This is a genomic window from Methylobrevis pamukkalensis (assembly GCF_001720135.1).
GTDB lineage: Bacteria > Pseudomonadota > Alphaproteobacteria > Rhizobiales > Pleomorphomonadaceae > Methylobrevis > Methylobrevis pamukkalensis.
The window spans coordinates 1-11874 of sequence record NZ_MCRJ01000125.1; the positions used below are offsets into that span (position 1 = coordinate 1).

At 67.5% G+C, this 11874-nt stretch carries 9 protein-coding genes and 3 pseudogenes; 3 read left to right on the top strand and 9 right to left on the bottom strand.

Annotated features, from left to right (window positions below; translation table 11 throughout):
* Positions 1–37: 37 nt before the first annotated feature.
* Positions 38–1817: pseudogene (gene aspS / locus A6302_RS17110) on the bottom strand (aspartate--tRNA ligase).
* 359 nt (positions 1818–2176) lie between these two features.
* Between aspS and A6302_RS17115 the strand changes: the two are divergent.
* Positions 2177–2989 (top strand): DUF1206 domain-containing protein, encoded by an 813-nt coding sequence (locus A6302_RS17115; RefSeq protein WP_069308056.1) that lies wholly within the window; start codon positions 2177–2179, stop codon positions 2987–2989.
* A gap of 143 nt (positions 2990–3132) precedes the next feature.
* A pseudogene (gene rnd / locus A6302_RS17120) lies at positions 3133–4274 on the top strand (ribonuclease D).
* 322 nt (positions 4275–4596) lie between these two features.
* Here the strand turns inward: rnd and A6302_RS17125 are convergent.
* From A6302_RS17125 to coaD, 7 genes and pseudogenes are all read right to left on the bottom strand, one after another.
* The gene (locus A6302_RS17125; RefSeq protein WP_069308057.1) at positions 4597–6411 is read right to left on the bottom strand and encodes a methanol/ethanol family PQQ-dependent dehydrogenase; all 1815 of its coding nucleotides are present in this window, start codon (positions 6409–6411) and stop codon (positions 4597–4599) included.
* Between the two features lie 151 nt (positions 6412–6562).
* The gene (gene speB, locus A6302_RS17130) at positions 6563–7531 is read right to left on the bottom strand and encodes an agmatinase (protein ID WP_069308058.1); all 969 of its coding nucleotides are present in this window, start codon (positions 7529–7531) and stop codon (positions 6563–6565) included.
* Between the two features lie 163 nt (positions 7532–7694).
* The gene (gene rpsI, locus A6302_RS17135; RefSeq protein WP_069308059.1) at positions 7695–8171 is read right to left on the bottom strand and encodes a 30S ribosomal protein S9; all 477 of its coding nucleotides are present in this window, start codon (positions 8169–8171) and stop codon (positions 7695–7697) included.
* Between the two features lie 2 nt (positions 8172–8173).
* Positions 8174–8635, bottom strand: a complete 462-nt coding sequence (gene rplM / locus A6302_RS17140) for a 50S ribosomal protein L13 (protein WP_069308060.1) — start codon at positions 8633–8635, stop codon at positions 8174–8176.
* Between the two features lie 353 nt (positions 8636–8988).
* On the bottom strand, positions 8989–9468 hold the full coding sequence (locus tag A6302_RS17145; RefSeq protein WP_210183372.1) for a peptidylprolyl isomerase: 480 nt from the start codon (positions 9466–9468) through the stop codon (positions 8989–8991).
* Positions 9469–9509: 41 nt separating this feature from the next.
* Positions 9510–9950 (bottom strand): peptidylprolyl isomerase, encoded by a 441-nt coding sequence (locus A6302_RS17150; RefSeq protein ID WP_069308061.1) that lies wholly within the window; start codon positions 9948–9950, stop codon positions 9510–9512.
* Positions 9951–10105: 155 nt separating this feature from the next.
* Positions 10106–10602: pseudogene (gene coaD, locus A6302_RS17155) on the bottom strand (pantetheine-phosphate adenylyltransferase).
* A gap of 231 nt (positions 10603–10833) precedes the next feature.
* On the opposite strand from coaD, the gene A6302_RS17160 reads away from it, so the two are divergent.
* Entirely contained in the window at positions 10834–11127 is a 294-nt protein-coding gene (locus A6302_RS17160; protein WP_069308062.1) for a hypothetical protein, read from the top strand.
* 24 nt (positions 11128–11151) lie between these two features.
* Here A6302_RS17160 and tenA read toward each other — a convergent pair whose 3' ends face one another.
* Positions 11152–11814 (bottom strand): thiaminase II, encoded by a 663-nt coding sequence (gene tenA, locus A6302_RS17165; protein ID WP_069308063.1) that lies wholly within the window; start codon positions 11812–11814, stop codon positions 11152–11154.
* Positions 11815–11874 lie beyond the last annotated feature (60 nt).

The window sequence follows — 11874 nt, forward strand, 5'->3', positions numbered from 1 at the left end:
TCCGGGGCTTTTTCGTGTCTGTCCCTGCCTTCGCCGCTCAGGCCGGCTTGGCGACCCGGACGTGCAGTTCGCGCAGCTGCTTCGGGGTCGCCTCGGAGGGCGCGCCCATCAGCAGGTCTTCGGCACGCTGGTTCATCGGGAACAGCGTGATCTCGCGCAGGTTCTGCGCGCCGCAGCAGAGCATGACGATGCGGTCGACGCCGGCGGCCATGCCGCATGGGGCGGCGCGCCATACTGGAAGGCGCGGTAGAGGCCGCCGAAGCGCTCCTCGCGTCCGCCTTCGACAGGCCGGTCAGCTCGAAGGCCTTGACCATCGTGTCCGGCGACTGGTTGCGGATCGAACCCGACGCAATCTCGTAGCCGTTGCAGACGGCGTCATACTGGAAGGCCTTGATCGCCAGCGGATCGCCGGACGACAGCGCCTCGATCCCGCCCTGCGGCATGGAGAAGGGGTTGTGGGCGAAGTCGAGCTTCTTCTCCTCCTCGTCCCACTCGTAGAAGGGGAAGTCGACGATCCAGCAGAGCTCGAAACGCTCGGTGTCGACGAGGCCGAGATCGGTGCCGGCGCGGGTGCGCGCCTCGCCCGCGAACTTGTAGAACTTTGCCGGGTCACCGGCCGCAAAGAAGCAGGCGTCGCCTTCGGCAAGGCCGAGCTGGGTGCGGATCGCCTCGGTGCGCTCCGGGCCGATGTTCTTGGCGATCGGGCCGGCACCCTCGAGCGCGCCGTTCTCGCTGCGCCAGAAGATGTAGCCGAGACCCGGCTGGCCCTGGGCCTGCGCCCAGGAGTTCATCCGGTCGCAGAAGGCGCGGGAACCGCCGGTCTTCGCCGGAATCGCCCAGACCTCGGTCTTCGGGTCCGCCTCGATCATGCGGGCGAACACCTTGAAGCCGGAGCCGGCGAAGTGCTTGGTGACCGACTGCATCTCGATCGGGTTGCGCAGGTCCGGCTTGTCCGAGCCGTATTTGCGGAGCGCCTCGGCATAGGGGATGCGCGGGAAGGTCTGCGTCACCGGCTTGCCGTCGCCGAATTCCTCGAACAGGCGGCGCATCACCGGCTCCATCGTGTCCCAGACGTCTTCCTGGGTGACGAAGCTCATCTCGAGGTCGAGCTGGTAGAACTCGCCCGGCAGGCGGTCGGCGCGCGGGTCCTCGTCGCGGAAGCAGGGCGCGATCTGGAAATAGCGGTCGAAGCCGGCGACCATCAGCAGCTGCTTGAACTGCTGCGGCGCCTGCGGCAGCGCGTAGAAGGTGCCGGGGTGGATGCGGCTCGGCACGAGGAAGTCGCGCGCGCCCTCGGGGCTGGAGGCGGTGAGAATCGGCGTCGTGTATTCGGTGAAGCCGATGCCGTTCATCTCGCGGCGCATCGCGGCGATGATCTTGGTGCGCTTGACGATGTTGGCGTGCAGCGTCTCGCGGCGCAGGTCGAGGAAGCGGTAGCGCAGGCGCGTGTCTTCCGGATAGTCCGGCTCGCCGAACACCGGCAGCGGCAGCTCGCGCGCCTCGCCCAGCACCTCGATCTCGCGGATGAACACCTCGATGCCGCCGGTGGCGAGGTTGGCGTTGACCGTCTCGGGCGAACGCACCTTCACGTCGCCGTCGATGCGGATCACCCATTCGGAGCGCACCAGCTCGGCCTGTCTGAAGGCCGGCGAATCCGGGTCGACCACGCACTGGGTGATGCCGTAGTGGTCGCGCAGGTCGATGAACAGCAGGCCGCCATGGTCGCGCACGCGGTGCACCCAGCCCGACAGGCGCACGGTCGTGCCCGCGTGGCTGTCCCTCAGTTCTCCGCAGGTGTGGCTCCGATAGCGATGCATGGTGGTCGATCCGGCTCTTGAACTCTGGAATGGGCGGGTCTGGAAAGGGGCGCGCGCGGCGCGCAATTGCGCGGAAAAGCGCACGCAGGTCGGCCTTTGTCAAGACCGGCGCCCCCCGGCGGCGATGGCGAGGTGGCCAGTGGCGGGAAAGCGGCGACGCCCCCCGGGGCCGCCCGCGCGGTTCGGTGCACAGGCGGCGCACGCGCGGGTTCGGAACCGGACTGTCGCCGTGACGTTGACGAAGGACGCGGCGCTCCCGCCCGGGGGACGAAAAGGCGGTGATCGCGGTGAATGCCCGGCGGTCCAGCCCTGCGGACGTCGCCGCCTGCCTTCAATTCGACACTCGAAAGTCACCGCCCGTGCCCGAATCCCGCCATCACCTTCGTGCCCTCGATCGCATTGCGCGCGCCGGCTACGCCGCACGCGGCGCCGTCTACGTGATCGTCGGCGGCCTCACTCTGCTTGCAGCCTTCGGCATGGCGCAGAAGACCGACACCGAGGGCGCGATCCGCACGCTGTTCGACCAGCCGATGGGCACCGCTCTCGTGTGGCTGCTTGTCGGTGGCCTTGCCGGTCATGTGGTCTGGCGCATTGTCCAGACGCTGTTCGATGCGGACGACCATGGCACCGGTCCCAAGGGCCTTCTGGTGCGGTCGGCGCTTCTCGTTTCGGCCGCGACCCATGCGGCGCTTGCCCTCTACGCCCTTTCGCTGCTCGGGGTGGCATTTACAGGCGGAGAGGGCGGCGGTGGCGGATTTGCCTCGACTGCCGCGCGCTTCGTCGGCAGCCTGGCCGTGACGGCAGTGCTCGCCATTGCCTTTGCCGGCGCCGCCATCGCGCACTGGATCAAGGCGTTCAGCGGCGGATATGCGAAATTCCTCGACGCCGACGCCCGGACGATGACGAAGGTCGGCCCGGTCTGCGCCATCGGCCTTGCCGCGCGCGGGATCGTCTTCGCGGTGGTGGCATGGCTGCTCGCCGCGCGGGTTTTTCGTATCGCCGGCGAGGATGCCTCGCCGCCGGACCTCATGGACGTGATGGACTATTTCGAGACTCTGCCGGGAGGGAAGTTTCTCCTCGCCGGTCTCGGCGCCGGGCTTTTCGCCTTCGCGCTCTATTCCTTCGCGCTGGCGCGGTGGCGACGGCTGCGGGTGGCCGCGATCCACGACTGAGGAAGACGGCGGATCGGGCCCCCTGCTCGGGCAGCAACTCGAGACCGTGGCAGGACTGCCGCAATTGAGGCGAAGTTGCGGCTGAAGCGGTGTTTTGCGTGGGACAGCGGCTTTCAGAGCGACTAGAGTGCAGCCCCATGCAAATGATCACGACCACACAAGGCCTTGCGGACGCTTGCGCGGAACTCGCCGGCCACGACTTCATCACCGTCGACACCGAATTCCTGCGGGAGACGACCTTCTGGCCGAAGCTCTGCGTCGTGCAGATGGCGTCGATGGACGCCGCCTTTCTGGTCGATGCGCTCGCGCCGGATCTCGACCTGACGCCCTTCTTCGAGCTGATGAAGAACGAAGCGGTGCTGAAGGTCTTCCATGCCGCACGGCAGGACATCGAGATCATCTGGCATCTCGGCGGCTTCGTGCCCCACCCGGTGTTCGACACCCAGGTGGCGGCGATGGTCTGCGGCTACGGCGATTCGATCTCCTACGACCAGCTGGTCGGCCGGATCTCGGGCGCGCAGATCGACAAGACCCACCGCTTCACCGACTGGTCGCGCCGGCCGCTGTCCGACGACCAGCTCGTCTATGCGGTGGCCGACGTCACCCATTTGCGCGACGTCTACCTCTCCCTACGCAAGAGCCTCGACAAGAAGCAGCGCACTGACTGGGTGCGCGAGGAAATGGACGTCCTCACCTCCGAGGAAACCTATCGCGCCGAGCCTGAGGACGCGTGGAAGCGCCTCAAGCTGCGCGTGCGCAAGCAGCAGGAACTCGTGGTGCTGAAGGCGATCGCCGCCTGGCGCGAGCGCGAGGCGCAGAGCCGCGACGTGCCGCGCTCGCGGGTGCTCAAGGATGACGCGATCTACGAGATCGCCACCCAGATTCCCACCGACGCCCAGGCGCTCGGCCGGCTGCGCACCATCCCCAACGGCTTCGAGCGCTCGCGCTCGGGCGGCGACATCGTGCAGGTGGTCCGCGCCGCGCTCGACACGCCGCGGGACACCTGGCCGCAGATCCCGCGCGGCAAGCCCTCCCCGACGCCGGCGCCGCCGTGGACCTGCTCAAGGTGCTGCTCAAGCTCGTCGCCGAGACCGAGGGCGTCGCCGCCAAGGTGATCGCGACGGTCGACGATCTCGAAGAGATCGCGGCCGACGACGACGCCGATGTCGAGGCGCTAAAAGGCTGGCGCCGCGAGATGTTCGGCGAAAAGGCCCTCAGGCTGAAACGCGGCCAGCTCGGCCTCAGCTTCGATGGGCGGAAGGTGATCACGATCGAGCGGGGGTGAGGGTGAGCGGGCGGGGATGGAGTGTGGTCGGACGCAGTTGATGCCCGGCGCTGTTCGTCAGCATTCCGGCGTCTCCGCCGTTCCGACATCCCTCCCGCGCACGTCCCTCTCCGTCTTCATTCCCGCTTAAAGCGGGAAGGCACCGTGCGGCAGGGACAACGCCTGTGGTGAGATGACCGTGGATCACGAGCGGGAGACCACCCTGCGGCCACGCGGCGCCCCCACCTTTCCATCCTCCCGCGGAGGGTTGGATTCCCGCTTGACGCGGGAATGACGATCGATGGGTATGGGGAGAGTGATGCCACCCTCTTCCCACGCCTCCTCACGGCAGCTCGAACACTGTCAGCACGCCCCCGTTCGCCGTATACTTCGCCAGTCCCTCATAGGCCCCGACTGCGCCGGAGCCGTCGGAGGGGTCGGTGAGGCCGGCGGCGAGGCCGATGCCGGCCCAGCCGCCGATGCCGGACAGCACGGCGACATACTGCTTTCCCGCGTGGCTGTAGGTGGTGACGTTGCCGACGATGCCTGAGGCGGTGCGGAACCGCCAGAGTTCCTTGCCGGTCGCCGCGTCCACCGCCTTCAGGTAGCCCTCCAGCGTGCCGTAGAACACGACCCCGCCGGCGGTCGCCAGCACGCCGGACCAGACGGAAAACCGCTCCGGCAGCGCCCAGACGACCTTGCCCGTCGCCCCGTCGACGGCGGTCAGCGAGCCCATGATGCCCGGCTCTTCAAACCCCTGCCCCGCGGGTGCCGGATAGAGCCGCAGCGTGGCGCCCACATAGGGCTGGCCGGCGGTGTAGGTCACCCGGAAGGGCTCGTAGTCCATGCAGACGTGATTGGTCGGCACGTAAAAGAGCTTCGTCTGCGGCGAGAAGGCCGCCGGCTGCTGGTTCTTGGCGCCGAGCGCGCCGGGGCAGATGCCCTCGGTGGTCATGTCCTCGCCCATGCCGTCCTGATCGGTGGAATAGGTAGGATCGAGTACCGGCCGGCCGTAGGTCTCGCTCGCCGGGTCGAGGTCGATGGCGGACGCCCAGTTGGTGGCGGGGTCGAACTTTTCGGCGATCAGCAGTTCGCCGGTCGCCCGGTCCAGGGTGTAGCCGAAGCCGTTGCGGTCGAAGTGGGTCAGCAGCTTGCGCGGCGTACCGCCGATCTCCTGCTCGGTCAGGATCATCTCGTTGACGCCGTCATAGTCCCATTCGTCATGGGGCGTCATCTGGTAGACCCAGCGGGCAACGCCGGTGGCAAGATCGCGGGCGATGATGCTGTTCGACCACCTGTTGTCGCCCGGCCGCTGCACCGGGTTCCAGGTCGCGGGGTTGCCGGTGCCGTAATAGACGAGGTCGAGGTCCGGGTCGTAGGAGAACCAGCCCCACGGACAGGCGCCGCCGATCTGCCACTGGTCGCCCTCCCAGCTGGCAAGGCTCGACTCCGTGCCGACCGGCTTGCCGAGCGACGTCGTCGTTGCCGGATCGATCAGCATGTCGGTATCCGGCCCGGTGGTGTAGGCGCGCCAGAGCCGGGCGCCGGTCTTCTGGTCGTAGGCGGTGAGATGGCAGCGCACGCCGAACTCGCCGCCGGCGTGGCCGACGATCAGCCTGCCCCGCGCCGGCAGCACGGTGGCGGTGTTGACCTCGCCCTTCTCCGGGTCGCCGTTCGTCACGCTCCACCGGACTGCCCCCGTCTTCGCATCAAGCGCGACGACGGTGGTGTCGGCCTGATGCAGGAAGATCAGGCCGTCGTCATAGGCAAGGCCGCGATAGACCGTGTCGCAGCACATCACCTCGATGGTGGACGGATCCTGCTTCGGCTCGTAGCGCCAGAGGATCTCGCCCTCGCGGTTCAGATCGAGGGCATAGACGACGTTGGGAAAGGGCGTGTGGACATACATCACGTCGCCGATCACCAGCGGCCCGCCCTCGTGACCGCGCAGCACGCCGGTGGAAAAGGTCCAGGCCACCTTGAGACGCCCGACATTGCTCCGGTCGATCTGGTCGAGACGCGAATGGCGCGTGTTCTGGAAGTCGCCGGTCTGGATCGCCCACTGCCCCGGATCGGCGATCAGTTCGGGCAGACTTGCGGCGGTTGCCGGGCCGGCGAGCATGGCAGAAAGGAGGACGGCGGCGAGGCGAAGGCGCATCGGCAAGGGCCCATCTGGAGCGTGGCGACGATGCCGACGTCCTAGCAGGCAGGAGATTATAAGGCGAGCTGCGGATTTGAGGAGATGCAGGACGATGCCGTCCTACGGGTCATGCGACCAGAGAGGCCTGCAAGCAGCCCCCTCGCCGCCCTCACCCCCTCCGCCTGCGGGCCGCCAGCAGACCCAGGTAGCTCTGGGCCACGGTCGAGGCGGCGATGGCGGTGATGTCGGCATGGTCGTAGGCGGGGGCGACTTCGACCACGTCGCCGCCGACGAAGTCGATCTCCGACAGGCCGGTCAGCAGCGCGATCATCTCGCGGGTGGTGAGACCGCCGGAGACCGGCGTGCCGGTGCCGGGGGCGAAGGCCGGGTCGAGGCAGTCGATGTCGAAGGTCATGTAGGCCCTGGCGTCGCCGACCCGAGCCTCGATGCGGTCGAGCACACCCGCGATGCCGAGGCGGTCGATGTCGTGGCCGTAGAGGATCTCGAGGCCGCAGTCTTCCGGCGCGTGGGTGCGGATGCCGATCTGGATCGAGCGGGCGGGATCGATCACCCCTTCCCGCACCGCCCAGGCGACGAAGGCGCCGTGGTCGACACGGTCGCTGTCCTCGCCGTGCCAGGTGTCCTGATGGGCGTCGAACTGCACGAGCGCCAGCGGCCCGAACCGTTCGGCATGGGCGCGCAGCAGCGGCCAGGTGACGAAATGGTCGCCGCCAAGGGTGAAGAGATGGCAGCCGGCATCGAGAATCGCGCCGGCCTGCGCCTCGATCATCTCGCGGGCATCCTGCGGGCGGCCGTAGTCCAGCGAACAGTCGCCGTAATCGACGACGGCGAGTTGCTCGAAGATGTCGAAGCCGAAAGGATAGTTGGGGTCGCCGTCGAAGATCGCCGAGGCGCGGCGGATCGCCTGCGGCCCGAAGCGTGCGCCGGAGCGGTTGGAGACCGCGCTGTCGAAGGGAATGCCCCAGACCACGGCGTCGACCTCGTCGAGATCGCGCGAGAGCATGCGGCGCATGAAGGACAGCGTGCCGCCATAGGTCGGCTCGGTCGCCCCGCCGAGCATGGCCGGCCGCAGGAAGGCGTGGTCGGTCGGGCGCGGGCGAGTGGTGCTGTCGTGCATGAAGTCCCCCTCCTGCCGGTCCGTCCATCCGCGATTCCGGCATGGGCCGAAGGTTTCCCGGAACGCCGTCCGACGCAACAGAAAAAGCCGCAAACCAAAAAAGGCGGGCCCGGGGCCCGCCTTCCTGAAGATTGCCAAGGAGTACCGCCGTGGCGGCGCCCGATCAGCGCTTGGAGAACTGGAAGCTCCGGCGGGCCTTCCGGCGGCCGTACTTCTTGCGCTCGACCACGCGGCTGTCGCGGGTGAGGAAGCCTTCCTTCTTGAGCACGCCGCGAAGGTCGGGCTCGTAGTAGGTCAGCGCCTTGGAGATGCCGTGACGGATCGCGCCGGCCTGGCCGGACAGACCGCCGCCGGCGACCGTGGCGATGATGTCGAACTGGCCGTCACGGGCAGCCGCGAGGATCGGCTGCTGGACGATCATCTGCAGGACCGGGCGGCCGAAGTAGGCCGTGAAGTCCTTGTCGTTGACGACGATCTTGCCGGAACCCGGCTTGACCCAGACGCGGGCAACCGCGTCCTTGCGCTTGCCGGTGGCGTAGGCGCGGCCGAAAGCGTCGAGCTTCTGGACGTGGACGGGAGCCTCGGGCTGTGCCGTGGCGACCTGACCGCCCAGTTCGGAAAGGGACTGGAGTTCAGCCATGATCAGGCTCTCGCGTTCTTGGAGTTGAGGGACTTGACGTCGAACGGCGCGGGCTGCTGGGCATCATGCGGATGCTCGTTGCCGGCGTAGACGCGCAGGTTGCCAAGCTGGCGGCGCGCCAGCGGGCCTTCCGGCATCATGCGCTGGACGGCCTTCTCGAGCACGCGCTCCGGGAAGCGACCCTCGAGGATGAAGCGCGCGGTGCGCTCCTTGATGCCGCCGGCATAGCCGGTGTGGTGGTAGTACTTCTTGTCGGAGTACTTGCGGCCGGTGAAGACCACCTTGTCCGCATTGATGACGATGACGTTGTCGCCGTCGTCGACGTGGGGCGTGAACGAGGGCTTGTGCTTGCCGCGCAGCCGCATCGCGATCAGCGAGGCAAGGCGACCCACGACGAGCCCTTCGGCGTCGATCAGGATCCACTTCTTCTCGACTTCCGCCGGCTTGGCCGAATAGGTTTTCATGTCGTCGAACCGTTGGTTCCGGCGTCCGCCCCGGCCTGCACCGCGTGAAGCGGGCCATCCGGACGGACCCTTGATGATCCAATGAAACGGCGGCCGTGAAGGGCCGCCGGGATGGCGTTGCGTATACGCGAGGCGCCCGCATGCGTCAAGTTCGTGAATGCCGGCAAAATCTCATGATTTCAACTGCTTGATGTTTGCGGTAATATAATACCGTAAACATTTTGCGCGCTTGAACCGTCGAAACCGCTCCCGACCCGCCCTTCGGGCCTCATCGGGCCGAAATCACGCCCGCAAAACGCATCGACCCCGCCGCGAGCGACGGGGTCGATGTCTTGCATCAGCTCATGCGGATGTCAGGCGGCCACGTCGGCCGCGACCTTCATCGACACGATCTGGTCGGGATCGCGCACGGGCTCGCCGCGCTTGATCTTGTCGACATTCTCCATGCCCTCGATCACCTTGCCCCAGACCGTGTACTGGCGGTCGAGGAAGCCGGCGTCGCCGAAGCAGATGAAGAACTGCGAGTTGGCGCTGTTCGGGTTCTGGGCGCGGGCCATCGAGGCCGTGCCGCGCACGTGCGGCTCGGTGTTGAACTCGGCCTTGAGGTTCGGATACTTCGAGCCGCCGGTGCCGGTGCCGTTCGGGCAGCCGGTCTGGGCCATGAAGCCCTCGATCACGCGGTGGAAGACGATGCCGTCGTAGAAGCCCTCGCGGGCGAGCTTCTTGATGTGATCGACGTGGCCGGGCGCGAGGTCCGGACGCATGGCGATGACGACGCGGCCCTTGGTCGTCTCGAGGATGAGGGTGTTTTCGGGATCCTGGATGTCGGCCATGTGGGCCTCCCTTCTTGGGTTCGTGACAGCGTGGGGTGGCTTTACTTCACGTCGGCGGCCACCTTCAACGAAATAATCTTGTCCGGGTCGGTCGGCGGCTCGCCGCGCTTGATGGCATCGACGTTGTCCATGCCTTCGACCACCTCGCCCCAGACCGTGTACTGGCCGTTGAGGAAGCCGCAATCGCGGAAGCAGATGAAGAACTGCGAGTTGGCGCTGTTCGGGTCACTGGTGCGGGCGGCGCCGATGACGCCACGGCCGAAATCGGTCTGGGTGAACTCGGCGGCAAGGTCCGGCAGGTCGGAACCGCCGGTGCCGGTGCCGGTCGGATCGCCGGTCTGCGCCATGAAGCCTTCGATGACACGGTGGAAGACGACGCCGTCGTAGAAGCCCTGGCGGGTGAGCGTCTTCACGCGTTCGACATGCTTGGGGGCAAGATCGGGACGCAGCGCGATCACCACGCGGCCGGAGGCGAGCTCCATGTAGAGCGTGTTTTCCGGATCGGCGCTCTGGGCGCGGCGCCGGGCACGAAGGCGAGGAGGCCGAGCAGCAGGGCTGCGGCAAGGGTGCGAAGGAAAGGCAAGGTCGTGTCTCCGTGGTTGCCTGCCGGACGCGGCGGGGCGATGCGCCCCGTGCGTCAGGAACCGGATCTGGGGCGCGCGAGAATTGCCGCCACCTGGGGCGGAACGAAGGCGCTGACGTCGCCGCCGAGGGCGGCCACCTGCTTGACGAGGCTGGAGGCGATATGGCGCACCTCCGATGAGGCCGACAGGAACACGGTCTCGATGTCCGGCGACAGCATGTGATTCATGCCGGCCATCTGCTCCTCGTAGTCGAGATCCGTGCCGCTGCGCAGACCGCGGACGATGACGTCGCGCCGGTGCGCCGCGCCACGTCGACGACGAGGCCGTCAAAGGTGACCACCTCGATCCGGCTGGTCACCGCGGCCGGCAGGTCGGCAAGAACCGACTTCAGCAACGCGACACGCTCATCGGGCGCCAGCAGCGCCGTTTTCGAATGATGCGCACCCACGGCGATCACCAGCCCGTCGAACAGCCGGGCCGCCCGCGAGAAGATGTCGATGTGGCCGTTGGTGACCGGGTCGAACGAGCCGGAATAGAGGGCTTTCGTCATGGCACGATGGATAGCGCGGTGGCCCGCAGGCGGCAAGCGATACCGGGCAGCGCCGGATCAGCGCCCTGCCCCCCTTCGACGCATCTGCATCATCGGCAAGCCGCGTTCACCCGTGGAATGGAACCACGCCCCACGCGTTCAAACCTCGTTAACTTCTGATTCAAACCCTTTGTTCATGATGACCGGACGCGACAGGCGTATCCGAGTATCGCGTAACGAAAAGGTGACGGCATGTCCTTTTCACGACCCTACATCGTCCGCCCGGCGGCCGCGCGTCCCGTGCTGGCCAAGGTGCGCCGGCTCGGCCTCGCCGCTGCGGCTGTTGCCATCGGCACCGGCTTTCTCGGCGCGGGCACGTGGGAATGGTCCTTCACGCCGAAAGGCGACCGCGAGGCCATGGCCATCGACTGCCGCGGCCCGGTGAGCGCCAGGGCCGCCTGCGAGGAGGCGCTGCGCCCGGCCTTTGCCACGGCAACCAGCGACGAGACGCCGGGCGTCTCGACCGTCATGCGCGTGGCGCGCTGATCCCGCTGTGCTGGAATCAGAGTCTCAGGCGCCGTCGAGACCCATCTGCCAGAAGTCGGCCTCGAGCCGGCAGGCCTGCGCGAACAGGGCCTTGAGGCGCGGATAGCGCGCCTCGGTGACGAGTTCGGCACCGAGCACATCCAGCTTGTCCACCGCTGCCGCGGCAACCTCGCCGTAGGCGTCTCCGGCATATTCCGCGACCCAGGCCCGGTAGGGATTGTCCGCGTCGAGTGCCCGCGTCTCGCTGGCCAGCCGGCGGGCGATCTCTGCATAGCCGATCACGCAGGGGCTGAGCGCGACGTGAAGGTCGAGCAGGTCGCCCCTCAATCCGGCGTCGATCACGAAGCGGGTGTAGGCCGTGGTGGCCCGCGCCTCCGAGGTCGCCTCCATCTCCGCCTCGGACAGGTTCCAGCCGCCGCAGAAGGCGACGTGGAGATCCATCTCGACATCGAGAATCGCCTTCACGCCGGCATGGGCCGAGCGCATCTCCGAGAGCGTGCGCCCCTTGAAAACCGCCAGGGCATAGGCCCGCGCGAACTGGATCAGGAACAGGTAGTCCTGCACCAGATAGGTGCGGAACGCCGCCTCCGGCAGCGTCCCGGCACCGACCTGCTCCACGAAGGCATGGCGGACATAGGCGTCCCAATCGGCCGAGCAATCGGACTTCAGGCGGTCGAAAAGGGGCATGGGGAACTCGTGGTGGAGGTGGGGGTGGCGCGAGGGGATGGGCAGGCGCCCTCATCCGCT